Source organism: Paenibacillus sp. UNC451MF (genome assembly GCF_000686845.1).
In the GTDB taxonomy this organism is placed as follows: domain Bacteria; phylum Bacillota; class Bacilli; order Paenibacillales; family NBRC-103111; genus Paenibacillus_S.
This window is the reverse complement of record NZ_JMLS01000024.1, coordinates 119,077-145,997: the sequence shown is the minus strand read 5'-3', so window position 1 is coordinate 145,997 and position 26,921 is coordinate 119,077. Positions and strand designations below refer to the sequence as shown.

Annotated in this window: 26 protein-coding genes; 17 read left to right on the top strand and 9 right to left on the bottom strand. The window is 46.3% G+C overall.

Features of this window, described 5'->3' with window-relative positions; translation table 11 throughout:
- On the top strand, nucleotides 1-246 hold a 246-nt coding region (locus BP97_RS0123400), incomplete at its 5' end, for a transposase (protein WP_028550327.1).
- 123 nt (nucleotides 247-369) lie between these two features.
- Here BP97_RS0123400 and BP97_RS0123395 read toward each other — a convergent pair.
- The 5 genes from BP97_RS0123395 to BP97_RS0123375 form a co-directional block, all read right to left on the bottom strand.
- Complete coding sequence (locus tag BP97_RS0123395; protein WP_028551299.1) at nucleotides 370-1,875, bottom strand: IMP dehydrogenase; 1,506 nt, start codon at nucleotides 1,873-1,875, stop codon at nucleotides 370-372.
- Nucleotides 1,876-2,109: 234 nt separating this feature from the next.
- Nucleotides 2,110-2,802: a response regulator gene (locus BP97_RS0123390; RefSeq protein ID WP_028551298.1), complete on the bottom strand. Its 693-nt coding sequence runs from the start codon at nucleotides 2,800-2,802 to the stop codon at nucleotides 2,110-2,112.
- A 22-nt stretch (nucleotides 2,803-2,824) separates the two neighbouring features.
- The gene (locus tag BP97_RS0123385; RefSeq protein WP_028551297.1) at nucleotides 2,825-4,324 is read right to left on the bottom strand and encodes a sensor histidine kinase; all 1,500 of its coding nucleotides are present in this window, start codon (nucleotides 4,322-4,324) and stop codon (nucleotides 2,825-2,827) included.
- Nucleotides 4,325-4,662: 338 nt separating this feature from the next.
- Nucleotides 4,663-5,238, bottom strand: coding sequence for a GerMN domain-containing protein (locus BP97_RS0123380; protein ID WP_028551296.1), 576 nt, complete (start codon nucleotides 5,236-5,238; stop codon nucleotides 4,663-4,665).
- Nucleotides 5,239-5,261: 23 nt separating this feature from the next.
- Nucleotides 5,262-6,665, bottom strand: coding sequence for an N-acetylmuramoyl-L-alanine amidase family protein (locus tag BP97_RS0123375; RefSeq protein ID WP_028551295.1), 1,404 nt, complete (start codon nucleotides 6,663-6,665; stop codon nucleotides 5,262-5,264).
- A gap of 242 nt (nucleotides 6,666-6,907) precedes the next feature.
- Here BP97_RS0123375 and BP97_RS37200 point away from each other — a divergent pair, with 242 nt between their 5' ends.
- Nucleotides 6,908-7,378 carry a hypothetical protein gene (locus BP97_RS37200; protein ID WP_036746406.1) on the top strand — a complete coding sequence of 157 codons (471 nt, stop codon included), beginning with the start codon at nucleotides 6,908-6,910 and terminating at the stop codon, nucleotides 7,376-7,378.
- A gap of 106 nt (nucleotides 7,379-7,484) precedes the next feature.
- Here the strand turns inward: BP97_RS37200 and BP97_RS37195 are convergent, their stop codons facing one another.
- Nucleotides 7,485-8,984 (bottom strand): discoidin domain-containing protein, encoded by a 1,500-nt coding sequence (locus BP97_RS37195; RefSeq protein WP_197035523.1) that lies wholly within the window; start codon nucleotides 8,982-8,984, stop codon nucleotides 7,485-7,487.
- 294 nt (nucleotides 8,985-9,278) lie between these two features.
- On the opposite strand from BP97_RS37195, the gene BP97_RS0123360 reads away from it, so the two are divergent.
- The 4 genes from BP97_RS0123360 to cysK all read left to right on the top strand — a co-directional run bounded on the left by BP97_RS0123360 (nucleotide 9,279) and on the right by cysK (nucleotide 12,799).
- Nucleotides 9,279-9,722, top strand: a complete 444-nt coding sequence (locus BP97_RS0123360) for a MarR family winged helix-turn-helix transcriptional regulator (RefSeq protein WP_028551294.1) — start codon at nucleotides 9,279-9,281, stop codon at nucleotides 9,720-9,722.
- Between the two features lie 38 nt (nucleotides 9,723-9,760).
- A complete protein-coding gene (locus BP97_RS0123355; RefSeq protein WP_036746405.1) occupies nucleotides 9,761-11,002 on the top strand; it encodes a multidrug effflux MFS transporter in 1,242 nt (413 codons plus the stop codon).
- Between the two features lie 114 nt (nucleotides 11,003-11,116).
- The gene (locus BP97_RS0123350; protein ID WP_028551292.1) at nucleotides 11,117-11,554 is read left to right on the top strand and encodes a carboxymuconolactone decarboxylase family protein; all 438 of its coding nucleotides are present in this window, start codon (nucleotides 11,117-11,119) and stop codon (nucleotides 11,552-11,554) included.
- Nucleotides 11,555-11,869: 315 nt separating this feature from the next.
- Complete coding sequence (gene cysK / locus BP97_RS0123345; RefSeq protein WP_028551291.1) at nucleotides 11,870-12,799, top strand: cysteine synthase A; 930 nt, start codon at nucleotides 11,870-11,872, stop codon at nucleotides 12,797-12,799.
- 289 nt (nucleotides 12,800-13,088) lie between these two features.
- Here the strand turns inward: cysK and BP97_RS0123340 are convergent, their stop codons facing one another.
- Entirely contained in the window at nucleotides 13,089-13,916 is an 828-nt protein-coding gene (locus BP97_RS0123340; protein ID WP_028551290.1) for an AraC family transcriptional regulator, read from the bottom strand.
- A gap of 159 nt (nucleotides 13,917-14,075) precedes the next feature.
- Here BP97_RS0123340 and BP97_RS0123335 point away from each other — a divergent pair, with 159 nt between their 5' ends.
- From BP97_RS0123335 to BP97_RS0123315, 5 genes are all read left to right on the top strand, one after another.
- Entirely contained in the window at nucleotides 14,076-14,894 is an 819-nt protein-coding gene (locus BP97_RS0123335) for an MBL fold metallo-hydrolase (protein WP_028551289.1), read from the top strand.
- Between the two features lie 45 nt (nucleotides 14,895-14,939).
- The gene (locus BP97_RS0123330) at nucleotides 14,940-15,917 is read left to right on the top strand and encodes a ComEC/Rec2 family competence protein (protein WP_028551288.1); all 978 of its coding nucleotides are present in this window, start codon (nucleotides 14,940-14,942) and stop codon (nucleotides 15,915-15,917) included.
- A gap of 147 nt (nucleotides 15,918-16,064) precedes the next feature.
- The gene (locus BP97_RS0123325; RefSeq protein WP_028551287.1) at nucleotides 16,065-17,381 is read left to right on the top strand and encodes an ABC transporter substrate-binding protein; all 1,317 of its coding nucleotides are present in this window, start codon (nucleotides 16,065-16,067) and stop codon (nucleotides 17,379-17,381) included.
- Between the two features lie 21 nt (nucleotides 17,382-17,402).
- Nucleotides 17,403-18,227 carry a histidinol-phosphatase gene (locus BP97_RS0123320; protein ID WP_028551286.1) on the top strand — a complete coding sequence of 275 codons (825 nt, stop codon included), beginning with the start codon at nucleotides 17,403-17,405 and terminating at the stop codon, nucleotides 18,225-18,227.
- Between the two features lie 172 nt (nucleotides 18,228-18,399).
- On the top strand, nucleotides 18,400-19,404 hold the full coding sequence (locus BP97_RS0123315) for an ABC transporter substrate-binding protein (RefSeq protein ID WP_197035522.1): 1,005 nt from the start codon (nucleotides 18,400-18,402) through the stop codon (nucleotides 19,402-19,404).
- A 61-nt stretch (nucleotides 19,405-19,465) separates the two neighbouring features.
- On the opposite strand, the gene BP97_RS37190 is transcribed toward BP97_RS0123315, so the two are convergent.
- Nucleotides 19,466-19,873, bottom strand: a complete 408-nt coding sequence (locus BP97_RS37190) for an AraC family transcriptional regulator (protein WP_197035521.1) — start codon at nucleotides 19,871-19,873, stop codon at nucleotides 19,466-19,468.
- 174 nt (nucleotides 19,874-20,047) lie between these two features.
- Here BP97_RS37190 and BP97_RS40310 point away from each other — a divergent pair, with 174 nt between their 5' ends.
- From BP97_RS40310 to BP97_RS0123280, 6 genes are all read left to right on the top strand, one after another.
- Complete coding sequence (locus BP97_RS40310) at nucleotides 20,048-20,428, top strand: hypothetical protein (RefSeq protein ID WP_197035520.1); 381 nt, start codon at nucleotides 20,048-20,050, stop codon at nucleotides 20,426-20,428.
- Nucleotides 20,429-20,718: 290 nt separating this feature from the next.
- Nucleotides 20,719-23,226: an O-antigen ligase family protein gene (locus BP97_RS0123300; protein WP_028551283.1), complete on the top strand. Its 2,508-nt coding sequence runs from the start codon at nucleotides 20,719-20,721 to the stop codon at nucleotides 23,224-23,226.
- Between the two features lie 226 nt (nucleotides 23,227-23,452).
- On the top strand, nucleotides 23,453-23,878 hold the full coding sequence (locus tag BP97_RS0123295) for a YciI family protein (RefSeq protein WP_028551282.1): 426 nt from the start codon (nucleotides 23,453-23,455) through the stop codon (nucleotides 23,876-23,878).
- Nucleotides 23,875-25,146: an RNA polymerase sigma factor gene (locus tag BP97_RS0123290; RefSeq protein ID WP_028551281.1), complete on the top strand. Its 1,272-nt coding sequence runs from the start codon at nucleotides 23,875-23,877 to the stop codon at nucleotides 25,144-25,146. The genes BP97_RS0123295 and BP97_RS0123290 overlap by 4 nt, the downstream gene beginning before the upstream one ends.
- Before the next feature lie 132 nt (nucleotides 25,147-25,278).
- Nucleotides 25,279-25,686: a YciI family protein gene (locus BP97_RS0123285; protein WP_028551280.1), complete on the top strand. Its 408-nt coding sequence runs from the start codon at nucleotides 25,279-25,281 to the stop codon at nucleotides 25,684-25,686.
- Nucleotides 25,687-25,811: 125 nt separating this feature from the next.
- The gene (locus BP97_RS0123280) at nucleotides 25,812-26,153 is read left to right on the top strand and encodes a DUF1801 domain-containing protein (RefSeq protein WP_028551279.1); all 342 of its coding nucleotides are present in this window, start codon (nucleotides 25,812-25,814) and stop codon (nucleotides 26,151-26,153) included.
- A gap of 135 nt (nucleotides 26,154-26,288) precedes the next feature.
- On the opposite strand, the gene BP97_RS0123275 is transcribed toward BP97_RS0123280, so the two are convergent.
- Complete coding sequence (locus tag BP97_RS0123275; protein ID WP_028551278.1) at nucleotides 26,289-26,711, bottom strand: VOC family protein; 423 nt, start codon at nucleotides 26,709-26,711, stop codon at nucleotides 26,289-26,291.
- Nucleotides 26,712-26,921 lie beyond the last annotated feature (210 nt).

Below are 26,921 nucleotides of genomic sequence, written 5' to 3'. Positions count from 1 at the left end.
CATATTTGGGAAGATAGCAAGGAGCAAGTGCGATTAAACCGGTTGAGTAGATCCGGTAAGCGGCTTTACCAAAAACGAAAAGAAACGATTGAGCGAAGCTTCGCGGACGCTAAACAGCTCCATGGGTTTCGCTATTGCCGTTTGCGGGGGCTTCGAAATGTCACGGAGCAAGCGCTTATGACAGCAGCCGTACAAAACATGAAAAAGATTGCATTCCATCTGGAGCGGAAGGCGAAAGAGGCCTAGCCTCCCATCCGGCCTTCTCAAAATAGCCTCTAAATACAGAAAGAAACCCAACGTTTTAAAAAAACATGGGTTTCTCTACAATCTGAGGAGGGGATGATTCCCCTCCTTTTTATAATGCTTGCATTAATGACTTTCCTCAGACAAGCTGCTTTCCTTCAAAATAACATCATGCGCCCCGCCCTCGACGAGACTTGTCGCCGATACAAGCGTAATTCGGGCTACTCGTTGCAGCTCATCAATACTTGTGGCACCGCAGTTACACATAGTGGATTTAATTTTGCCAATCGTTTTATCCAAGTTCTCTTGAAGACTGCCGGCATAAGGCACGTACGAATCAACACCTTCCTCGAACAAAAGGTTGTTTTTGCCGCCGGTGTCGTACCGCTGCCAATTGCGCGCGCGATTGGAGCCTTCCCCCCAGAACTCTTTAACAAAATTGTTGCCGACTCTCAGCTTGCGTGTCGGACTTTCGTCGAAGCGGGCAAAGTATCTACCCATCATGACAAAATCGGCTCCCATAGCTAAAGCCAGCGTAATGTGATAGTCGTGAACGATACCGCCATCCGAGCATATAGGTACATAAATGCCCGTTTCCTTGAAGTATTGATCTCTCGCTTCTACTACCTCCATGATGGCTGAGGCTTGTCCGCGGCCGATCCCTTTTTGCTCGCGGGTAATGCAGATAGAGCCTCCACCTATACCTACTTTGACGAAGTCAGCTCCGGATTCAACCAAATACAGGAACCCTTCCCGGTCGACCACGTTGCCCGCGCCGATTTTGACGTCAAAATTGGCTTTAACGTATTGTACCGTTTCGCGCTGCCACTCGCTGTATCCGTCAGAAGAGTCGATAACGAGGGCATCGACACCGGCATCGACAAGAGCAGGAACGCGTTCCATGTAGTCCTTTGTATTGATCCCTGCGCCTACAATATAGCTTTTGTTTCCGTCCAGCAGCTCAAGAGGATTTTCTTTATGGGCGTCATAGTCTTTGCGGAATACGAGGTATTCCAGGTTTTGCTGATCATTCACAATCGGTAAGCAGTTCAGCTTATGTTCCCAGATCAAATTGTTCGCTTCCGATAGCGAAATGCCGGATTGACCATAAATCAGCGTAGAGAAAGGAGTCATAAATTCGTGGATAGGCTTCGTTAATGGATCGCGGCTGATACGGTAGTCACGGCTGGTGACGATTCCGAGCAGCTTGCCGCTAGCCGTGCCATCCTCCGTGATAGCCACGGTGGAATGCCCGGTTTTTTCTTTCAAATCGAGCACATCCTGAAGGGTGTGTTGGGGTGTCAAATTGGAGCGGCTGACTACAAAGCCGGCCTTGTATCCTTTGACCTTGCGAACCATTTCTGTTTGTTCCTCTATGGACTGGGAGCCGAAGATGAATGAAATGCCTCCGCACCGTGCTAAAGCGATGGCCATCCCATGATCGGACACGGCCTGCATGACGGCCGATGAGAACGGAATATTGAGAGATATCGCCGGATCTTCACCTTCTTTAAACTTCACGAGCGGTGTTTTCAAACGAACATTTGCCGGTGTGCATTCCTTGGTCGTCAGATTAGGAATTAACAAAAATTCACTGAAGGTGCGGGATGGTTCCAGGTAATACGTGGCCACGTCATTCATTCCTCCTTGGTTTGTATAAGATATTGAAAGCGGTAGGTAAATTTTTTCAATCTTATCACTGAACCGCATTTTGGGTCAATGAATTTTTTGTAAAAAAAGAAAACAGCCGGTTTCGGCTGTGTATATTGTTAAGAAACGTATAAAACTTCAGAAGGACATGTGCTACTCCGGTGGGGTATCCCCTTCCAGCCGCTGTTGTTATCGGGAAATTTTCAATAGAGGTAACTAATTGTTTCCTCTTACTTTATGGATCAAATGCTGCACATTCAAATCACGAAGCATAGCGCTGACTTCCTTAGACCTTTTTTTGTTAAACTTTTTCAGAATCATATTGATCTGAGTTTTGATGGTGGACAGCTCCACCTGACGGAACTTGGCGATTTCGGCGATTTTCATATCTTTCAGGAGAAGCTCCAGTATTTCTAGCTCGGTTGGTGTCATTTGGGACAAGATAATGGTAGCTTGCAGAAGACTTTCTTCATTGCGGCGAATACGTGAAAATTCATTTTTGATTTTATATGAAAATTCAGGCCGGATTTGAACAATCCCATCGTACGAATTGCGAATGCTGGACATGATGACCTCAGGAGAGCTGGTCTTGAGCACATAATCGACAGCGCCGGTTTCAAAAGCATTAAACACGGTTTCGTCATCCTCATGCACGGTAAGAAAAATAATTTTCATATGAGGATACTGCATAAGCACCTTCTCGGCTGTAATAATCCCGTCGTTCTTCATGTCCATCTCAATGTCCATTACGACGATGTCGGCCTGATGCTCCTGCAAATGCTGTAATACCTGCTTCCCGCTGGAGGCTTGAGCGACCACGGTCATATCGTTCTCACGCCCGATCAACTGGCAAAAATGCTCGCGCAGCACATCCAGATCTTCCGCCACAATAATTCGTATCGGGTTCATTCGGTCACCAACTCTCTTTTTACTAGGATTTCAACACGTACAATGGAAGAATGATTTGAAATGTGCTTCCTTCGCCTGGTTTGCTGTCGAGATGGATGCGGCCGTAATGGCCTAACACGATATGCTTGCTGAAAGACAGTCCGACTCCCCAGTTTCTGGTCGTATTCTTGTTCGTATAGAATGGATCGAAGATCGTTTCTTGAAGCTCAGATTCGATACCGGGACCATCGTCGATGATTTGGATAATGACCCAGTTCTCCTCCACATAGCTGTTGACCTGAACAACGCCCCCCGTATCATCGTCAATGGCTTCGATAGCGTTGATCACCAAGTTGTATAAAGCTTCCGACAAGTGTTCCAAATCCGCCAATACCATACAGTCGCTATCAGGGAGGACGGCCTGCAGATCGACATGCTCGGGAACAACCTTCAATCGTTCCAATGTCAGCTCCATGAGGGGACGAACGGCAACGGGTCTCAGGTGCAGCTGATTCGTCTTGAATGAATCGTAGAGCTGATCCAGTCTCCCGAGTGTGTGAGATACGATATCTCCTGCTTTGGTAAGCGGTTGCATTGAATCATTAGATGGTGAGGCACCCTGAATGGCTCCTTGCTCTTTGGCCTGCTGAATCAGCAGTTGAATCATGAGCAGCTGATTTTTAATGGCATGGGTGAACACTCTCGCCCCCATGTTGGCGGTATTCAGCTTGCGCTGAAGCTGAAGATCACTTTTACCCATGGTCTTCTCTACTTCAGTATAGCGCCAAATAGAAAGGATGCTGACAAGCGACAAAACACCTGTAAAGACAATGCTGGCGTACCAGCCGAATAACGAGAGAGGGGGATTGAAATTGGAAAAGTCCGAATAAAGCACATAGTAGGTTCGTACGTCGAATACCTGCAGCGGCCCCATAAAGCCAAGGTAAAAATAAAACAGCACCAGGGAAACAACGCCGTACAATATATGCTTGCTTTGTTTCTTGACCCAGGGGATCGTCATTTTACGATACTTGCCGATCATAAGCGACAAGGCAACGAGAAGTGAAACCACGAGCCAGCCGCGGGTGACCCAGCCGATAATATACGTAACGTTGCGATCAAGGACTGTAAGAGCCCATTTGTAGATGATCGGATCATAGAAGATGATATTAGCAATCGGAAGCAGAGTGTTGAGGGCAAAAATTTTCCATAGCTGCTTAAAGGGTCGATAGTAGAAAAGAGAAACGGATAACCCGATCAGGCTGAAGACGAACAAAGACCGGCCGATCGTGATCATGCGGCTAATACCTTCGATCTTGATAGGCAAATCCAGTAGAAAATTACGGATGCTATCATTGAAGAACAGCACAATATTCACCTTATAATAAAATCCCCCGTATTTAGCTATGAAGAGGATCAACCCGGCCATACTAAGAAACCAGCCGACCAGAACAAATCCCATCCAATACGCAGACGGATTATGCGACTTGGTAATGAATAATACTATGGCAGCGATCATGAGAAAAATGAGCAGAATAGTCATACAATCACCCTCGTGAGGAAGTACAACTATTTTAACATAAATACTGCTGTCATTTCGCGTTTTTTCGACATAATGTTCTATGCCTGTGTACAGCAAAATTTAGCTTTTCAAATGGGTTGGTTTTGTACTATAATGATACCTCGTCTGTATCGAGGAAATGATGGTTATCAACATCATTATCCACATTATCAACAGCTTCTAAAGTCAAGCTGTGCATAAATCGGAGTTCACTTATAAACATATCCACAACAAGAGTTATCCCCAGCTATTTCATCCACAGAAACGAATGCAATAAAAAAAGCAGACTGCCGAGGCAATCTGCTTCTTTGGTAGTGCAATTAACGCTTGATCGGATGAGGCAGATCCATATGACCCATTAGCGAGTCTACGGCTTTACCGTCAACCAGTATTTCGATGGAATTAACTTCCGGGAATTGGAATAACGTTTTTTGAATCGCTTGCAGCAGCATGGATTCACCCGGAGCACCTAGACGCCCTTCGCCGGATATGGTCATGTCCAGTGTGAGCGTACCATCCTTAAGGACCGCGGATTTAAATCCAAGCGCTTGAGCCAGAGGAACGAGATTGCTGTTCTCAGGAGCCTTCTTTAGAGTCCAAAGCGCTGCGGTATACTTGTCCTTATCCTCGTTGTAGTTGATAGTGACTTCTTTCTCAACTAGCTTCTCTGCCTGATCGTCCCCATAATAAGCTTTGATTTGTTTGGTTAGGGGCTCCTTTTTGGCATTTTGCTGAGCTTCCGGAGGAGTAGGAGTTGGAGTAGCCTGGCTGTTGACAGCAGGGTTCCCGGAGCCTTGAGAGGCTCCTCCATTGCTTAACGGCTTTTGACCGCATCCGGATAAAACCAATGCTACGGCTCCTGTAAGAATCAAACCGCGAACTATATGTTTTTGCATTTGAAAATCACCGCCTTTTTACCTTACTGAATGTTGAGCTGCTCTTTAATTCCGGCCACGATGGCTTCGGCAACCCGATCTTGGAATGCTTCGTCAAACATGAGCTCGGTATCCCGCGCGTTGGACAGGTAACCGACTTCCAGCAGCACGGCTGGCATGTTTGTTATTTTTACCACGCGGAAAGCTTCTTGACGCACTCCCCGGTCGGGCAATCCAGTCGCAGCCGCTAAATGCTTATGCATGATGTTAGCAAACTCAACACTATCCGACTTGTAATAATACGTTTCCGTTCCTGTGGATGTCGATAGGTAACTGTTACCATGAATGGAAACATAAGCATCGGCGTTAAGGTCGTTGGCGAACTTGCCGCGGTCATCCAGCGGAATGAACGTATCGTCATTGCGCGTCATGGAAGGCTGGATTTGCGCTTCTTTTTGAAGCAGGTTATACACTTTTAACCCCATAATGAGGTTGAATTCTTTTTCGTTACGGCCGTTAACGGCTTTGGCACCTGGATCTTGGTCTCCGTGACCCGGATCAATAACGACCTTATATTTGGCTTTATTAAGTACACCTACCAGCGCAGCTGTATTAAACCCGGATTCCCACTTAAGGTCGATGGATTCCTTCATATCCAAAACAACGCGAACGGAATAAGGATTGTTATTAAATAAAGAATAGCGAACATTAGATACATATACGTTGTTGGATACAGTGTCTCCGCTTTTGGTAACTTCATTCTTGTACATAGACGGGTTCAACACAGCATTCGGAATATCGATAACAATCCGATTAGGATCGCGCAGTGAAAAGACACTAGGCTGAAGCGTTCCAGAATCTGCTTTAATAAGCAGTTGAGTTGGAGTCATTTCAATCGATTGGATAACAGGCAAAGGCTTCCCGTTAGCATCCGTTGCAGGCTTGTCCGTCTTATCTGGTTGTCCGGTTGGAGGAAGTACCGTTTCTGTAGAACCCGATCCCGTCTTGGTTTCTTTCAAATAGACAGCTCGAGCTACATCGTTCCAATTGACTTCGATTCCCATGTTCTCGGCAATAAAGCGAACAGGGAGCAGCGTATTACCTTCAATCAGCAAAGGAGCGGAATCCAAAGGTAGCTTGACCCCATTCACGGTTGCTGAAGGCTTATCGATAACCATTTGAATGCTCATCGAATCCTTGGTAATGGTAACTTGTTGTTGTGCTTGATTCCAGGTCACCTTAGAGCCCAGCTCTTCGGCTATGATGCGGACGGGAACCATGGTCACATCCTTAATAATTCGTGGTGCAACTTCGGGATTCAATTGCTTCCCGTTAAAATATAAAGGTATGCCTACGGCCGAACCTTGAGGAGCGGCAGATGCGAAGGCAGGGATCAGCAGGGCGATAAGCAGCAGCGATAACAATGTAGTAACTAACCTTAACTTCATCTTTCACCTCTAAACAATAATCGTTGTGACATTAACCGTCATGATCGAACGGATGAGAGCAGCTATTCATTGCAGCTCTCCGCAAAATTCTCGGAATATGTAGCACTATAACCCCCTTTTCGACAGAGTACATGTTATTAGACTCACGCATATGCGAAATGTTGCATTTTTCCAAGGCCTATTTCTCAGATTGGGACTATGGACGCAGTAACGTGCTGCTGTATGGTTTGAGGGAGGGGTTAATGCTTGATAGCTATTCGGTGGAAATCTGGAATGGCGGGAAAGTACACGTAATTCACGAGAGTATAATCCATTTGATGAGAGGGCAAGTATTTACAATCAATGGATCTAAGTTCTTCACTTTTGGAGGGGCTCGATCTCATGATAAAGAATTTAGAAAAGAGAACATTAACTGGTGGGCACGAGAAATGCCAAGTAATGAAGAATATATTGAAGGACTAAAGAATCTAGAGAAGCACAATTGGAATGTAGATTTCGTTGTAACTCATACATGCCCAGCATCTACAATCGAATTATTTACACAAGACTTAAGAATAAATATTGAAATAGATGAGTTGAATATATATTTAGATAATATTAAAGAACGATTATATTACAAACATTGGTATTTCGGTCATTTTCATGCTGATATGAAATTGCCAAACAATCAAACATTAATTTTTAATAGAGTAGAAGAGTTAACTCGTAAGTAATTTAAAAGATTAAATCCTATAATTTTTTGCTCGGCACTTTAAAAAAGCCTACCTTCGTCAGGGAAATACCCTTCGGAAGATAGGCTTTCTTCATTTTATAACCAAATTAATTGGCGTACACTTCAAATTCATTGACATTCGCTTCATCGGAAGCGGATACGACATACAAACGGATGTAGCGGGATGTTACTGGAGAGAAGGTGACCGTTTTGGAAGCGCCGATGGTTGTGCCGGTAGTAATATCGGTGAACGTAGAGCCGTCACTCGACGATTGCAGCTTGAAAGATGTGATATTGGCATAATTGGTTTCTTTAATGATGACTTTGCTATAAGTTTGACTAGAACCGAGATCGACTCTCAACCATTGGTCTGCACTTGTTCCGGAAGCGGAAGCCCAACGAGTGCTAGTGGAGCCGTCTACTGCTTTACCTGCAGCATAGGTAGTGCTCCATTCGGTCGATGCAGTGGCGGTTTTATTCAGGGCAAGATTAGTAGGCGTAGGTGTGGAACCGCTGCTGTAAGTATCGCCGCCTTCACCGCTCCATGTCATTTCTACGAAGGAAGAAGGGCTCGCGGATGTAGCTGTGTTGGAGCCGGATGCATACAGACCTCCTGCAACATTGGTGGAAGTATAGTCCGTATACAGCTTATTGTTGGTGAAGCTTGTATAAATAAGGGAACCAGCCAGGTTGTCTCCGGTTAAAGCCTTCATCTCCAAATTGCTGCCGTAGGAGTTGTTGTCGGAAGCGGTCATTTTGTTACCTCTGATCCCTTGCCCGGTACCTGCGTTATTTTTGATGGCCGTGTTGATGACCTGCACGTTATTAGCCCGGATGAACAATCCGTTATTGCCTACAGTCGATTCGGGAACGGTATTTTGGAAGTCAATGTTGGCGCCTATAACTTTAATGTCATGCGTGCCTTCCTTGAAGTCGAAGCCGTCATTTTTCGTTTGGATGGCACTGCAGTTGAGGAACGTAATGTATCCGCTTTGGTCGGCATTAGGTGCTGTCGTCCAGTTTTGGTCAGCATCCCCGACATAATAGCCCTCGCCGAATTTGCCGCTTTGACCAGTATTTTGTGCGGAGCAGTTTTGCAGCAGCCAATATTGGCTGTTTTTACGGATTTTGAAGCCTTCGGCTAATGTGTTCTTAACGGTTACGTTCGTTACATAGCCGTGGGACGCTTCGATTAAGAGCCCTTTATTGGAATTCGAATTGGAATTGATCGTCAGGTTCTCCAATTTATAATAGTTGTGTTTGACATGAACCGCGGCATTGCCTGCCGAAGCGGTAAAATTAAACGTAGCCCCGCTGCCAGTCCCGCGAATGGTAATATAATTGCCGTTGGAACCGCTTACAGAAGTGGCGAGGGTACCGTTCGAGATGTTGTATGTGCCGGAAACTTCAATAATATCTCCAGGTTGAGCGCTGGACAAATAACTGCGAAGCGTTGTAACATCTCCGGCAGGTACGGTTTTGGTTGCTGCAAATGCCGTGGAGACGGCGAAAAACGGAACCAGCGTAAAGCATAGCAAAAACAAAACCGATACGGACATGGTGCGGCTTCTAAGCCAACCAAATGGGGTTCTTGAGCCTTTCATCATTAAACATCCTCCTTAGATAGGTATTGCTGCTGCTGTAATAAACGATAACCGCAGGGCGTTAACTTGAGCCTTTCACCTCCTGTTTTATTGATGGGACGCAGGCCGTTCCGTCGAAGGAATGGAAGCGTCTTCTTCTTAAGCTTAGCGAAATTAAGCTAGTCCCAACATAGCTAAAACTCACATTATTTTCGCGAAAACTAATGAGATTATCTCTAGAAAAAAGGTTGACGAAGTCAGCTCATTCCTCTACACTAGCATTTGATTAGTTGACTAATTAAAAAGGTGGGGTCGGCCATGAATTTCCAACATACGGATGCTCTGACGCATCTCATGAAGCATGTTTTGAAGCTTCATCGACAGAGTATCGACAAGCTGATCCAAGAATATGAAGTATATCCAGGTCAACCCCCGCTGCTATTAAGATTGGCAGAGCAGGATGGCCAAATTCAGAAGGAGCTCGCTTCCAGAATTCATGTGCAGCCGGCAACTCTTACCGTTATGATTACTCGCATGGAGAAGGTAGGACTGGTCGAAAGGAGAACTGACCCTGACGATCAACGTGTATCCAGAGTGTACCTTACGGACAAAGGGCGATTTGCCACGGAGAAAGTTAAGGGAGCTCTGCATGTCATTGAAGACAAATGCTTTGAGCATTTTAGTCTGGAGGAAAAGCTGCTGTTCAGGCGGTTATTGCTGCAAATGCACACCGATTTGGAGGTAATGCAGCAAAGTAATTAGTTGTCTAATAAAAGAGAAGGAAAGAAAGGTTTGATCCTATGACTGAACATCATATTGATGATTTATCATCATCCGCGCGTTCGCGGCGGCTGTGGATGGCACTGGTGCTGGGGGCGTTGGCATCCTTCGGACCGCTGTCCATCGATATGTATTTGCCGGCGCTGCCGACGCTTGCGGACGATCTTCATACTACAACTTCACTTGCCCAGCTTAGTCTCACGTTTTGTTTGCTCGGGTTATCGCTCGGTCAACTGTTGGCCGGTCCTCTAAGCGATGTTAGAGGTCGCCGTATGCCGCTTATTGCCGGATTGCTCGTCTATACGGTTGCTTCGCTCTTATGTGCGTTTAGTCCATCCATCTGGGCGTTGATTGCACTTCGATTTATTCAAGGTTTTGCCGGTGCCGCAGGTATTGTTATTTCTCGCGCTATCGTAAGAGATATGTATTCGGGCACGGAGCTGACGAAGTTTTTCTCCTTGTTGATGCTAGTCAACGGTGTTGCTCCAATTTTTGCTCCCATTGCCGGGGGGCAACTATTGCGTGCCACGGCCTGGCCGGGTGTATTCGTCGTGTTAAGCGTGTTCGGTGTGCTCATGCTGCTAGCCGTTATATTTGGCCTTCCCGAAACGCTACCGGTACAGCGGCGCTCCAAAGGAGGTATCACCAATACGCTCAAAACCTTTCGAAGCTTGGCAAGTGACCGGATGTTCATGGGCTATGCATTGTCCCAGGGACTTGTAATCGCCGCTATGTTCGCATATATATCCGGTTCACCGTTTGTCATTCAAAATATTTTCGGCGCTTCGCCGCAAATGTATAGTATGTTCTTTGCGATTAATGGGCTTGGCATTATTATTGCGGGGCAAATTACTGGAAGGCTGGCCGGGAAGCTTGGTGAAAAAAAGCTGCTTGTTAGCGGACTCGTGTTGGCTATGCTCGGAGGTGTAACACTGCTTGCCATGATCCTTGTCGGGGCGGGATTGTACGCTATATTGGTGCCATTGTTCTTTGTCGTGTCAAGCGTGGGTATCGTAAGCGCAACCTCGTTTGCCCTTGCGATGCAGAATCAAGCGCAAGCTGCGGGAAGTGCATCCGCTCTTCTGGGATTGCTGTCGTTCATTGCCGGGGGCGTTGTAGCTCCGCTTGTCGGGCTCGGAGGAAGCGGGACAGCTGTACCTATGGGGATTGTTATTGCTGCAGCCGATGTTGGTGCTGTCGTATGCTATCTATTGATGATCCGGCGCAAAAAAGCTTCTGCAGTTTATTCAGCTAGTGCTTAAAAAGTTTTTTCTTTATTATATAGTTTGGTTGTCACAAAACGGCTTCTCGGTTGTCTTAGTTAGTGTAAAGACAAAAACAATCCCATAGGAACGGGATATGAGGAGGCCATTTCAATGAAAACAAGACTATTCATGAATCAAGTCGCTCCAGAGGGTTATCAAGCGATGCTGGGGCTCGAACAATATGTGGAAGGCACAAGTATTGATAAGAAGCTGAGGGAGCTCATTAAAATTCGTGCTTCTCAGGTGAACGCTTGCGCATTTTGTATCGATATGCACACCAAGGAAGCACGCAAGCTTGGTGAAACGGAGCAGCGTATTTATGCATTGAATGCTTGGAGAGAGACTCCTTTCTTCTCGGATGCGGAACGTGCGGTGCTTGCTCTGACGGAGTCGATCACGCTTTTGGCTGAGACACACGTACCTGACGAAGTGTACGAGGAAGTAGAGAGCTACTTTAATGAGAAGCAAATCGCAGAAATCATTATGCAGATCGTCACGATCAATGCATGGAACCGCATCGGGGTATCGACCCGCTTGATGCCTCAATAAGCAAATAGGAACTTGAAGGCCCCTTTCTGGCTCATACAGCCATAAGGGGCCTTTTTATATTACATTGGATGGCAGAAGTTTTTGTATTAACGGTAAAAAGCTGGTCCCTAATTTTATTGGCAATCCTATTGAAAGTATTTGATGTAGACCCTATATCTATGAAATTTACCAAAAACAGCAGTAATAATGGTAGTGATGCAGCTCCGCTATTTTACTTTCTTTTTTTTTGGTGTTAAGATTTGAATACCATGTGATAGGGAATTATATAATAATTGTTTCAAATCATACAATAATTGTTTCATAGGAGGGGTCTATATGCGGAATATAGCCAATAACTTGACCGATCTTATCGGAAATACACCACTGCTTCAGCTAGCCAAATTCAGCCAAACGCAGCAGCTGGAAGCTGCATTAATTGCTAAATTGGAATACTTTAATCCGGCTGGAAGTGTGAAGGACCGTATTGGATATGCAATGATTAAGGATGCTGAGGAAAGAGGCGTTCTGCACAAGGATTCGGTTATTATCGAGCCTACTAGCGGTAATACAGGCATCGGTCTCGCGTTTGCAGCCGTTGCTTTGGGATATAAGCTTATTATTACTTTGCCCGAATCGTTCAGTATCGAGCGTAGAAAAATTTTACAAGCACTCGGAGCAGAATTAGTCCTCACTCCAGCAGCGGAAGGAATGCCGGGAGCCATGCGTAAAGCAGAGGAGTTAGCTGCAGAAATTCCGCATTCGTTTATCCCTCAGCAATTCGATAATCCGGCTAATCCGCAAATTCACAGAGTCACTACTGCTGAAGAAATTTGGCGCGATACGGACGGCGAAGTAGATATTTTCGTAAGCGGCGTAGGAACTGGAGGAACGGTTACTGGTGTCGGCGAGACGTTGAAGAAGAAAAAGCCGTCTGTGCAGATCGTTGCAGTAGAGCCATTCGATTCGGCAGTACTATCAGGAGGTAAGCGGGGGGCTCATCAGCTGCAGGGTCTCGGAGCAGGTTTTGTACCCAGTGTGTTCAATCGGGAGATTGTTGATGAAATCTATAAAGTGAAGAACGAAGAAGCATTCCAGACCACTCGCCAGCTTGCTAAAACAGAAGGCTTGCTGGTGGGCATTTCATCGGGTGCTGCTGCATTTGCCGCTGTCCAGCTTGCCAAGCGTTCAGAAAATAAAGGCAAGAATATCGTTGTGATCATGCCGGATAATGGTGAGCGTTACTTATCTACGCCATTATTTGACTAAGAATAAATCCCAGCACCCCGACAGGGGGGTTGAGTCTATGGAGAAACTCAATTATTCAGAAGATGAAGGATGTCGGGAGGTGGGGTATCCCCCTGGAGGAGCGAAGCGTCCACCTTTGTTATCGAGAAGTCACTGCTGTAAAGCGAATAAATTAAAAATTTCCCGATAACAACAGTGGCTGGAAGGGGATACCCCACCGGAGTAACTCGTACACCTCTGAAACTTCATGGGTTTCTCGTCAATCTCAGCACCCCGACAGGGGTGTTTTTTTATGTCCAAACGATCCCGCCTATAATTTCTTGCGGAAAGCGCCAGGCGTCATACCTTCTTCGCGCTTGAACACTTTATTAAAATAGCTCGTATGTTCATATCCGACTTTACGTGCTACTTCGTTAATATCCAACTCCTGCTGACGCATCAGGAGCTCTTTGGCTTTACGCAGCCTAATTTTGGTGACATATTCGAAAGGTCGCACTCCAAGTGTAGCTTGAAAGAGGCTGCAAGTATGCTGCGGGGTCACTGAAAGCTTGGATGCCAAGTCCTCCAGCGTGATAGCCTTATGGTAGTGATCCTCAATATATCGAAGGGCAGGGGCCAACTGTTCGAAATACTGCTGTCTGGAACGGATATCGGTATGGGCTCCATAACGGTATAGATCAAGAATAATCTCGTAAGTAAGGGACGAGCACTTCAAGCTTTTCATCGGATCGGTGGCTTCGGCAACAGACCTGAGCTGAAACAGCTTCTGGAGAATTGGGTCTGGATTGGCAAAGGTCAGAATGCGGCTGCTGACAAAATCCAAGGAGTGCAATATTTCACTCACGTAGCTTCCGTTAAAGGCCATCCAATTCACTTCCCAAGGCTCGATGGTGGCGTAATATTCATGTGGCTCGTCAGGAAATAGCAGCATGCCTTGCCCTTGATTGATGAAATGCTCCGTTCCATTCAGATCCAGCATGCCTTGTCCTCTTGTACATTGAATCCACTGATAATCCGTGTACCCATTCTCACGCTCAATCCGGTACTGATTTCGCCATTTACCTATGCAATTCAGATATACGGGCAGCTTGTGCTCCAGCTCCGTGATAGTCATATACACGTTACCATGTCGAATCATGTTAAGATTTTCCTCTTTTCCTTCATAATTTGAATATAGTTATATAAACTGAAAATGGTTCTATTGATACCCCGTAAAATGCTGACCTATAATATTCATATAGTATAATGAATCAGCCGTGAAGTATAGCTTAGGGTCTACCGTGAAGGAGGGCTTTAGATGAAAATCACTTTTTTGGGTACCGCCGCTGCGGAAGGAATTCCATTTCCCTTCTGTGCCTGCAAAACCTGCGAGCATGCGCGAAAAGAAAAAGGAAAAAACATTCGCAAAAGACAGTCGATGCTGATTAATGATGACCTGCTCATAGACATCGGACCGGATTTGTATGCCGCTTGCGCAGACCTCGGCATTTCCCTTGTTGAGCTTAAGTATTTGCTCGTCACACACAGTCATGAGGATCATTTCAACGCGCTGAATCTTAAGCTTCGTCAACGAATGTTTCGTCTATCGACAGATTTGCAGGAGCTAACCGTCGTGGCAGGTCCATCCGTGCTCACTATGTGGGATTTTTCGGGAGGCAAGGACAAGTCTGCTGAGATTAGAAGGATTCCTTTCTCCGCAGGACGACAGCTTGAGCTGTCTCCCTATAAAATACAGTCGATTGAGGCCTCTCACATTCCATCTATCGGGGATGCGATGAACTACATCGTTGATGATGGCAGAGTGAAGCTGCTTTATGCTGCTGACACGGGATATTACCGGGAGGAAGCTTGGAGTCAGCTAGCGGGCTTGCGGCTGGATGCGGTCGTGATGGAGGCCACGCTCGGCACGCGTCAGCAAGCCAAAACCCATCTAAGCTTCGGAGACTTCCAATTGATGCTCGATCGCATGCGTGAGTTGGAGGTTATTACAGAGACGACACCCGTTTGGGCTACTCATTATTCCCATCAGTGCGTAGATCCGCATGAGGAGATCGCAGCCTATTTTCAAAGCATGGGTGTGACATGCGCTTATGATGGATTAAGCGTGGAAATATAGGATTGTACTTTTCTCTTAAATGAGAAAGGAGGAGATAAGTTAACGATGGAAATCCCCAGGTTGTTAACACGATCCGTCGCTGCGCTATGGTTGACGGTTATGATCTGCTCTGGCTGCAGCAAGAGTCAAGAGATGACGGCAAATCCTCCGCCCAAATCGTCTGTACCTGTGGATAGGCTAGATGGCTTATATGCTGCCTCATCGTACAAGGGGCTTCTCACAGTGAGATATCTGGATCTGGAGAACAAGGAACCTTCCGGTGACTGTATTATCATTCAATCACCCGACGGCAAGACGATGGTCATCGATGCGGGAATTCCTGAGGTTGGGCCTCAGGTAGTGAACGCTTTGTCGAAGCTGGGAATTAATAAAATCGACATAGCCGTCAATACGCATCCGCATCCTGATCATATCGGTGGTTTTGATAGCGTTTTCAAACAAATTCCGGTCGATATGTTCTACTTGGAGGATGAGAAGCCCGTAGAATGGGCTGCCTATCGGAACACGATGTCGGTAGTTCAATCCAAGAAAATCAAAACCGCATACTTACAGGAAAATGATCAGTTTCAGCTAGGGCAGCAGGTGAGGGTTGAGGTGTTGAATCCCCGAAAGGGAGAGCTGCCAGGAGCCGTCAAAAAGTTCGAGTTGGATGAAGTGAACAATGCCTCAATGCTGCTGAAGCTAAATTATAAGGATACGAGCTTCTTATTTACGGGAGATATACACCGGGAACGGGAGGTAGAATTAATCGAACGCTTCGGTGACAAGCTCAAAGCTGATTTCATGGATGCGCCGCACCACGGAATATCAAGTTCGTCATCACAGTCTTGGCTGAGCACAGTATCGCCAAAGGTATCTGTCATCAGCTACAACAAATTCAATAATTACAAGCAGCTGCTAAACTATCAAAAAAATCATATCGATACCTATGTCACGGCCTTTCATGGTCAGGTGCTGTTAACTTCTGATGGGAATAAGCTGAATGTCTTAACGCAAAAGGATTACCCTGCACCTAAGAAATAGCTTCAATTGCATATTAAGCGGAAGGGGATGAACGGAATGCATCCTTGGACGGGGGCTTGAATGTCGGATACCGTGCGCTCGGTTATACAGGCTAGAGGCCATAAGATGCTCGAACGGAAAAAATCAATGAAGTGAGGAGTTCATACTATGTATCCCTTAAAAAAAGGATTAAACGTAACTCTCGCGATGATTTTAGTTGCTGCTATAACGGAAGGCTGTACTCAGAAAACAACTACAATAGATGCTGAAGCCAAACCGCAAGAACAAGCCAAGACTCAGGAAAAGCTCGAGCCCGTTACGCTTAAAGTATATCAGACTCAGGCCTATTGGACCGATGAGGATTTCAAGACGCTGGTTCAAGACCCTGTTCAGAAAAAATATCCGCACATTACGCTCGAATTTTTATCCAAATCATCGGTAGAGAAGGCCATAACAGCAGGTGAAGAAATCGACCTGGTCTCGGTCTGGAACGGATTAATGCCCCAATATGACGATATGGGGTTGTTCGAGGACATCACTCCACTTGCTAAGAAGATGAACATGGATTTAGGGCGGTTTGATCCAGGAGCCCTTGAAAGTGTCAAAGCCGCAACAAAGAGCGGACTGCTCTATGGCCTGCCGAATTGGGTGCAAATTTATGTTACTTACTACAATAAAGACATCTTCGACCGATTCGGGGTCCCCTATCCGAAGGATGGCATGACCTGGGATGAAACCATTGACTTGGCTAAGAAAGTGACACGAGAGGATGGAGGGACTCAGTATCTCGGATTAGATCCCGATTACTTAACCCGAATGTTGACTCCCCAGTCGCTAGGTATTGTGGACGGACGAACAGATAAAACCGATGCTAACAGTGAGCCTTACAAGCAAGTGTTCGAAACGGGGAAACGCATATATGACATACCTGGCAATAAGCCTAAGGAAGGCATTATGAAAGGGAGCATTACGGACCGGTTTATTAAAGATAAGACGGTAGCGATGCTGACGACCATTAATTTGTTCGATAAGTTGACAGCAGACCCTACCCTGAATTGGGATGTGGCCCAGTATCCGAGCTACCCGAACAAACCGAATCTTTATGGGGCATACGATATTAATGTGACAACCATCAGCAAGACGAGTAAGCATAAAGAAGACGCGATGCGAGTGCTGGAGGTTATGTTCTCGGACGAAGTGCAGCTGATGAGCTCTAGAGCGGGCAAGCTGCCGCTGATGAAGGATCCCAAATTCAGCGCTGAATTTTTGAAAGGCAATGAGGCCTTCAAGGATAAGAAGATTCAGAGTATTTTTAAAAGCAAGCCGGCTCCTGCAGCGCCTCCGTATTCAAACTTCTACACGAAATCTAGAGGGATTCTTGTAGATAAATTTAAAGAATATGCCGAGAGCAAAAAGGATGTAAACACCGCTCTACGGGAAGCGGAAGAAGCGATTAATCAATATATCAAGTCAGAGAAGCCATAATCAAAGGCAGAGGAAACTTTTATGAAAATTGACTATCATACCCACCATGACCGCTGCGGACATGCCCAAGGGTCGCTCAGAGATATGATTGAATCTGCTATTAGGCTTGGGCTGGATCAGATAGGCTTATCCGATCACAGCCCGTTCTTTAATCGGGAAGAAGATCATCCTGTTCCAGGAATGACGATGGCCAAGTCTGAATTTGCGCTCTATGTGGAAGAAATGGTTCGGCTGAGGGATGAATACAGGGGTCGCATTGATGTTCGCTTAGGTGTGGAGTCAGACTATTTTCATGGTTGGGCGGAGGAATATGGCCGAATTTATGCCGGTTATCCTCTCGACTATATCATGGGTTCGGTTCACTATCTAAACGGCAACGGCTTTCATGTTTTTAGTCCAAAACTATGGAAGCAAGAGGGACTACAAATCGAGAAAACATACTCCAGCTATATACGCCTGATTCAGGAGGCGGCACGGTGCGGTCAGTTTGATATTTTAGGCCATATGGACGCGGTCAAAGGCTTGAATATACTACCAGAGGGTAACCTCCACGAGCTGTGGGATGTGACGGCTCGAATTATTGCAGACGCTGACATTGCTGTTGAAATCAATTCATCAGGGCTGCGCAAGCCTTGTGGATCATGGTTCCCCTCCATAGAAATTATCGAGCGATTGGTGAGCTTGAAGGTCCCGCTTACTTTCGGTTCCGATGCGCATGCTCCAGAGCAGCTCGCCTACGAACTGCAGCGCGTCACAGACACAGTGAGGGAGCTCGGAGTGAGAGAATGGGCTACGTTTCAGCGGCGCAGGCGCATCATGGTTCCTCTTCCTTCTCGAATGTTGTAGCAAAGTACGGCCAACTTCCTACTCGGAATATAGTTCGAGAGTAGGGAGTTTTCTTTTTATTCAAGGACTCTCGAACAAAAAAGAGATTGACATCTTTCCTAGGTTCAAGTACTATTATCGATGTGAATGAGAATCATTATCATATGAACGAACTTGGGAGGTCTAGACAGAAATGTATTACAAGAACCAATCCTTTCGAATGAGATCAGCAGCCCTGCTCGCTGTCATTTTAATGTTGTCTGTTTTCTTGGCTGCTTGCGGCGGGAAGCAGCAGGCACAGACAGGAGCTGCCGATAACAAAGCCAATGCGGGAACGGCTGCAACGGATGCTCCACGTAAAATTAAGCACTCGATGGGTGAGACAGACGTACCTGCACATCCGCAAAAGGTCATCATTTTGACAAACGAAGGAACGGAAGCTTTGCTCGCGCTGGGTGTTAAGCCTGTCGGCGCTGTGGAATCGTATACCGGTAAGCCTTGGTTCGATCATATTAAAGCGGACATGGCGGGTGTAACAACAGTCGGAACAGAATCCCAGCCTAACTTGGAAATCATCGCTTCTTTGAAACCGGATTTGATTATCGGTAACAAAATGCGTCATGAAAAAATCTACGATCAATTGAAAGCAATTGCTCCAACTGTATATTCCGAAACATTGCGCGGCGAATGGAAAAGCAACTTCTCGTTTTATGCCGACGCTTTGAACAAGAAGAAAGAAGGAGAGCAAATTATCACCGCTTTTGACAAACGCATTGAGGATTTCAAAAGCAAAGCCGGCGATAAGCTGAAAGAGAAAGTAGCTGTTGTTCGTTTCATGGGCGGCAAAACCAGATTCTATTATGGCAACATGTTTACAGGCGTTATTTTCCAACAAATCGGTATCCCGCGTTCTGACCCTAAGAGCGATGAGAAATCATTCGAGGATATTACTAAGGAACGTCTGCCTGAGCTTGATGCCGCTGACCGCGTCTTCTACTTTACGTATGAAACCGGAGATGGCAAAGGAACTCAGCAGGAGAAAGAATGGATGAACGATCCGTTGTGGAAAAACCTGAAAGTAGTTAAGAATAACAAACTGATTAAAGTAGATGACACCACTTGGAATACAGCTGGCGGCGTTAAAGCGGCTAACCTCATGCTGGATGACATGTACAAAATCTACGACATAAAACAATAAGAAATAGATGAAAAGCCGATTGTTCCTCTGGGGATTTTCGGCTTTTTTAATTTTTACAGTTTTATTCGGCGGATGATCGGGATAACTCTGTACGGTGCATTTTGCGGTACATGCTGGGAGATAAGGAGGTCACTTGACGGAATGTTTTAGAGAAATAAAATCGGTCCAAACCTACAGCCCTTGCTATTTTCTCGATAGTCCACTCCGTCTCTATAAGGAGTCTTTTGGCATTCTCAATTCTGACCATGCCTATGTATTGGATTGGGGACATCTTGAACATGGATTTGAAATAACGGATGAAATAGTTCGGATTATAATGAAACTCTCCAGCTAATCTTTCCAGCGTCAAAGGCTCAGCTATATGATCCTCAATGTACTTGAGAATGTGATTGGATGAAGATGGAGATGAAGGCAGCAGCCCAACCGTATGTTCAGGAGAATGCTCCAAAAAATAAGTAAGGATATCCATTAGACTGGATCTGATTTTTAAAGGGGAGGTCAGATCGTTTCTTGTTTGATAGGCATCCGTCAATTTTCGAAACAGGCTGGATACGTACTCGGTATCATTAACTTGAATGAAATAAGGGAAGTAAATGAGCTGAGATAAATGAAAGTTGTCCACTTTTGCTGAAAAATGAAGCCAATGTGGCCGGAATACCAGATGGTGCTGCTGCCGCAAAACAACACGATCTCGAACAATCTCTTCTATAGACCATCCGGTGGCAAAACGATCGATACAATAGCGCAGGATACAGCTGCGCCTTTGAATAAGTTTACTTTCCTCCCGAATATACTGGAGAAAAATATGCTTGATTCGAGTATGACTCTGGTAAATGGCTTATATCGCCCTGGTGCGAATAGCCCGGCTGTGAACGCGGCTGCCGGCAGCTACGTGACAGATGATATGGACGGTCAGGCTAGAAATGACGGCAATAACGATGTAGGAGCCGATGAGGCTTCATCCGCCAATGTGACGCGCAAGCCATTGACTGCGCAAGATGTTGGTCCTTTGTGGATGAGATAGGCTCCATCTTAATAGCTGAAGCAGTTGAAGAGAACCCAATGAAAGGAGGAGCTTCCCGGTTATCGGTCGAGTACCTCCTTCAGGAGATATTCCACCTACCACCTAGTAGTTCTGAAAATATGGCATTTCAACAAGCTTAACTCCCGCTAAAACAGCGGGAGTCTTTTTGTGGTTAGGAAACATAAATTGACAATATTTTTCATGTTTTTAGGAACATTTTCCATAATTTACTCGTCTATGTAATAAACAAGCTAATAGCCAGGATGAAATCAATGGAGGGTATATACCAAATGCAAACGCAAACGAAGTATCGAAGTAGAGGAGTAGGTTTGAAATCCGGCAGGTCGAGCGAAAAGAGCACCGTTATGCACGGGGTGTTTTTTATTTTTGTTACGGCTTATTTACTGTTGGTTCCATACCTTAAGGGATTATTCTTGTCAGCTAGGATCGAGGGTGATCCAAGATCCAATATCTCTTACGAGCTGCCGATCCAAAGCACGCTGCTGCTGGCGTCTTTTATTTTGCTAATTATTGCTGTCTACGCGGTAAAATACCGCGAGCAATGGAAGGATCACGGCATAACACTTGGGCTCGTTTGGCTTATGCCGATCAGCGCCATATTGTCGTACATACAAGCTGTCTCCGTACACTACGCTTTTTTACTCATTCAGGTTCAATTGTTCTACGCAATCATGTTTCTGCTTGGAATGATCATTACGCTCAATCCGTCAGGCCGAAGACTGCTTCCACAGCTCATTGTAATGAGCACTTATATCGTTACCTTGTATGGCCTTCTTACTTTATTCGGGAATGCGCATTATTGGTCTGCTGTTGTCGTCGAGTCGTATGGTTTACGGTTAAACTCCGTCTTCCAGTATCCGAATGCCAATGCAGGATTTTTGCTGGTTGTTATAGCTTGTGCAGCTTATGGTGCGGTGACGGAAAAAAGTAGAACCATGTCCTTGCTTCACGCATTCATGCTCGTTCCAGCCATTCTGTCGCTATTCTTGACTTTGTCTCGCGGAGCGCTGCTAATGCTGCCTATTATCGTTCTATTGCTAATGCTGCTGCTGAAGATGTCCAGACAATGGATGCTGCTGCTCCACCTGCTATTGGCAGGATTGGGGACATTATCTATTCTGACACCAATGACGGAAACAGCTCTGTCTGTGCAGAAGAATCAAGCCGCTGCATCGATCTGGGAGGGCTGGGGGCTTCTGCTTGCCGTAGCGTTGGGAGCCGCTCTGATCGGTTGGGCTGCTCAGCATTTCCTGCTGCTGCGTGATCGGAATATGGAGAAACAAGATACCCGGGAAACGAGTATAGGAACATCGAGGTTGTGGACTCGCCGGTGGGTGCTTCCATCCGGAATGGTTGTCGTAGGTCTATTAGCCTTTGTCATTGTAGCCATAGATAGTCCGCTATTGTCACTGCTGCCGCAAACTTTGGAGCAGAGGATAAAGAGTATCAACTTCGAGCAGCATAGTGTGCTGGAGCGCGGCGTATTTTACTTGGACTCGTTAAAAATCATCAAGGATTACCCTGTGTTTGGAGCGGGCGGTGGAGCTTGGTCGAGCTTGTATCCGACATATCAAAGCTACCCTTATACTAGCCGGCAAGCACATAATTTTATTTTGCAGCTGTGGATCGAGCAGGGAACCGTAGGGCTTCTTTCTTTTATCATACTGCTTGGCTATGTGGTCTTCAGGTATATTCGTGCGTTGCTTCGACTGAATGTTAAGTCTGAGCCTCATGTAATGTACTTCATTGTCGCTGGTGCTTTGTTGATGCACAGCCTGATGGATTTTGATTTAAGCTTTGTGTATTTGACTTCGCTCGTTTTCCTCTGTTTAGGAGGTATGGCGGCTGTCGGGGGTGAGCGATTGCCTGCGACGGGCGATCATGCAGGGACGAGCAAGAAGCTGACATGGAGCTTGATCAACATGAAACCGGCTATCATTTACGGAGTTTTGCTGTCTGTGGCAGCGATCTTCCTGATGATTACAGGTGTGTTGAATGTGTCAGGTGGCCGAACGATGCAGAACGCGGTGAAAGCTATGTACGAGCAAGAGGAGGTCGACCTCCAGGAAACAACCCAATGGATGCAAGAGGCAATAAATAAGCAACCGGATAATCCCGGCTATATGCTGTTGTTAATAAATCTTTGGCGATCCGGCTTTTCCCAAACGAAGGATGAACGCTTTGATCAGGAAGCATTGAAGCTGGAGGAGAGGCTGCAGAAGGTAGAGCCATGGTCGAGGGAGCTTGTGGAAGAAAAATGGATAAGAGCTATCAGAAAGCAGGATTATGAGTCGGCATTAACCGTAACATTGGATGCGTTAAACAAATTTCCATGGGAACCTATGCTATATGAGCGGGCGCTCTCCGTTCATTTCCAGCTAAGCGAAAAAGCGCAGCTCGCTCATGATATCAATGCCGCCTCAATGCATCGCAGCGAAGGAATAAAGCTGTTCAACCATTTTCTCGACAAGCGCAAGCAGCTTGATGCTATGCCCAAAACGATCAACCTGGGAGCCCCGTTCACGGTTACCCCGGAAATGGCCATCGCAGCAGGTCAAATGCTGTACATAGAAGGACACTATAATGAAGCGGAGGCAGCCTTGAAGCTGGGAAGCAACGGACGGCTGGAAGAACAGGTGCAGCAGGTTATCGCCCGTTGGTATTTAGCTGCGCTTGCCAAAAGCGGCAAAGAGGACAAGGAGCTGTACGATAAGCTGACCCAAAGAAATCCTGAGGAGAAACAGTTTATCGAACAGCTGCTGCATGCCTCTTATTAAAGCTTAGCTTGAGGAAAGCAAAAGGAGTTTTTTTACAAGTGACGAATGATTAACAGTGCTGCTCATGTTGAACAACGACCAAGTTTTCAATTTTAATTAAAAACATGCCCCGGCATGTCGATTTAATCAATCTGCATTCGTCGACTATGTAGAGGCATCGTTTATCGGTTTGATAACAACTCAAAAAACAAGTCTCTAATAATAAAATTCAGGAGGGAAATTACCTGTGCGATTTATGATGATTGTTAAAGCTACTAAGGATTCCGAGGCAGATATTATGCCTAGTCAGGAGCTTATCGAAGCCATGCTGCGGTATAACGAAGAGCTGGCTAAGGCAGGCGTACTGCTTGCTGCCGATGGATTGTATTCAAGCTCGAACGCCATTCGGATCTCCTATCCGGAGCCAGGAGGCAAACCGAAGGTGATCGATGGCCCTTTCACCGAGGCAAAGGAGTTAATTGCCGGATACACACTCATAGAGGTGAAGTCAAGAGAAGAGGCGATTGAATGGGCCATGCGTATGCCGGACCCCCATGGGCATGGGGAAGGACAAATCGAGCTTCGGCAGGTGATCGAGGCGCCGGATTTAACGCAAGATCCGGAAATGTTGGCCTTACTTCATGAACAAATGGAGAGGCTCAAGAAATCGTGACGGCTTCTTCAGCAGCTCACCGTACCATTGATGCCATATGGCGAATTGAATCGGCCAAGCTTATCGCAGGATTATCACGTATGGTACGCGATGTTGGTCTCGCGGAAGATCTTGCGCAGGATGCGCTTGTCATTGCCTTAGAAAAGTGGCCCGATAGCGGCATTCCGGACAATCCCGGTGCCTGGCTGATGGCTACGGCAAAACGTCGTGCAATCGATCTGTTAAGAAGAAACAAACTCCGTGACCGGAAATATGAAGAGTTTAGCCGCAGCAATGATCTATTTACGGAGCATGCGCTGGAAGTTACGACGGAAGGGGATATCGGTGACGATCTCCTACGATTAATCTTTACAACTTGTCATCCGATCCTATCCCAGGAAGCACGTGTTGCTCTGACGCTCCGTCTCCTTGGAGGTCTCACCACAGATGAGATTGCCCACGCCTTCCTCGTTGCGGAATCGACTATCGCGCAGCGGATCGTAAGGGCGAAGAGGACTCTAAGCAAGGCGCAAGTTCCATTTGAGCTTCCAGTAGGCGATGAGCTCAAGGAGCGTCTGTCTACGGTGCTTGAGGTTGTATATCTTATGTTCAATGAGGGATATACGGCAACATCCGGGAACCATTGGATACGCCCTTTGCTTTGTCAGGAGGCGCTTAGGCTTGGCCGTATCCTTGCTGAAATCGCTCCAATGGAGCCGGAGGTTCATGGCCTGGTAGCATTGATGGAGCTTCAAGCGTCAAGGTTCAAAACCCGTGTAGGCCCTGCGGGAGAGCCCGTGCTTCTTATGGATCAAAATCGAGGGTTATGGGATCATCTGCTGATTCGCCGCGGTTTGACCTCACTCGAGCGAGCTAAGAAGCTAGGTCGCCCCCTTGGTCCCTATTCTCTGCAGGCCGCGATATCAGCGTGCCACACGGAGGCTCGAACCGCAGCAGAGACGAACTGGGTGCGCATTGCCGCTCTCTACGAAGCATTGTCCCGTGTGATGCCTTCACCTATCGTAGAGCTTAATCGTGCAGTAGCCATAGCTATGGCATTTGGACCATCGTTTGGTCTTCAAATGGTCGATGAGCTGACTTCCGTACCGTCGCTGAAGGATTATCACCTTCTGCCTAGCGTTCGCGGCGACCTTTTGGCCAAATTGGGACGTTACGATGAAGCTAGCGAAGAGTTCGAGCGCGCTGCGGCGCTGACACGTAATACACGTGAGCGTGAACTTTTGCTCAAACACGCTGCCGAGTGCGCATCAAGCGAATCAGGCAGCTAACTACTTACCATCTAAATCAAGTCGAGAAGCGAGTGGACATAACGTTCATTCGCTTTTTTTGAAAATGATTTGTTTGCGATGTCGATTATTTCTTCTTCCGTTCGTCGTTTAGGTAGAAGGAGGGAAATATCAATGCGATTTATAATGATTGTCAAAGCAAGCGGGCATTCTGAGGCGGGCGTGAAGCCCAGCCGGGAACTCAATGAAGCGATGAGGGCTTATAACGATTCTTTAACCAAAGCCGGCGTGCTTCTCTCAGCGGAAAGGCTGCAGCCTAGTTCGAGCGGGCTGCGAATTTCTTATCCGGTACCAGGGGGTCAACCCAAGGTAACGGTAGGACCTTTTGCATGGGAGCAGCAACTGGTTTCGGGATATACACTGATTGAAGTGGAGTCGGAGCAAGAAGCGATCGATTGGGCGATGCGGATGCCGGATCCCCAGGGCTACGGCGCGGGGGAAATTGAGCTTCGCCGGCTTTTCGAGCAGGAATCGTTGTTAGAACCCAAACCACCCGTCACGGAGTTTGATTTGCTGGACTAAATGGACGTGCTGAGAAAAAGTTAGAAGATTTTTCGTCGGCGGTCGATTTCAACGTTTCTCGTTCGTCGTGCTTATAGATACAGATTTTAATGGTTAATATCATGGATAATAAAGGAGAATGACAGATGAACCAAGAAGTAACGGAATTTATTGAAGCAGTAAAAGAGCCTTGGCAGAGGGAGCTGAGCTTCCAGCTTCGCGAGGCTGTTCATAAGGCAGTTCCAGACATTCAAGAGCGGATTCAGTACAAGAAACCTCATTTTTTGAGCAATGGCAAATACTCCGCTGTCATTAGCAATTCCAAAGACGCGGTAAGCTTTACGATCTTTAACGCAAGTGAGCTTACGCTTCCGGAAGGGATGTTCGACGGTCCACCTGAAAGAAAAACAATAAAGCTGCGACAAGGTCAAACGGTCGATCTCGATCAACTTTCGTCGCTGGTAAGCCAAGCCGCTGCGCTGCTATAAGCGGATGAAGAGAAGTTAGATTCAGAGAGGCTTCAAGCAAAAAACCGCCATGCGTTGTGGCGGCTTTTTTTGTCATAATAACAGCAGCAGCTAACTGAGTCGAATAAGAAACGTATCGAATTCCTTATTCATCGCTCATTTCTTTTTGGCGAATATCTGGAAAGTAACTCCGAACTTGTCCGTTACAATACCATAAGCGGGGCTAAAATGAGTTTCCTGCAGAGGAAAGCTCACTTGGCCTTCTTGCTGCAAGGAGTCAAACAATTGGTTTGCTTCTTCAATATCGTTAGTGGTAATACAGATGTATACAGTATCTCCACCTTGGTGGGGTTGACCAGGTGTAGTATCGGCAACGAACAGATCGGCTTCGCCAATTTTTAATACGGAGTGGGCCAGGCGTTCTTTTATATCCTCCGGTACAGGGGATTCTGGGCTTACAGGCGCTTCTCCGAAGGTTTGTGTAAAAAGGACTTTGGCATGTAACGCTTTTTCATAAAATTGGATAGCCTCCTTGGCATTTCCGTCCAACATGATAAAAGGGGTCATTTGTAAAATCATCGTATACAGCTCCTTTGGTTTTGTTAAGTTCGGTTTGTTAAGTCCTGCTGGTCTTATATTCATAATAAACGATAATAGTGACAGCTATTGTCATAATAGCGAATCTAATATTCGATTAAGCGCTTTACCTAAACTTAACCTTTATCATGCAAAAAGCGGTTGTAAGCCGATTTTTAGCTCTATATAATAAGCAATAAAGAGGGGGGAGAA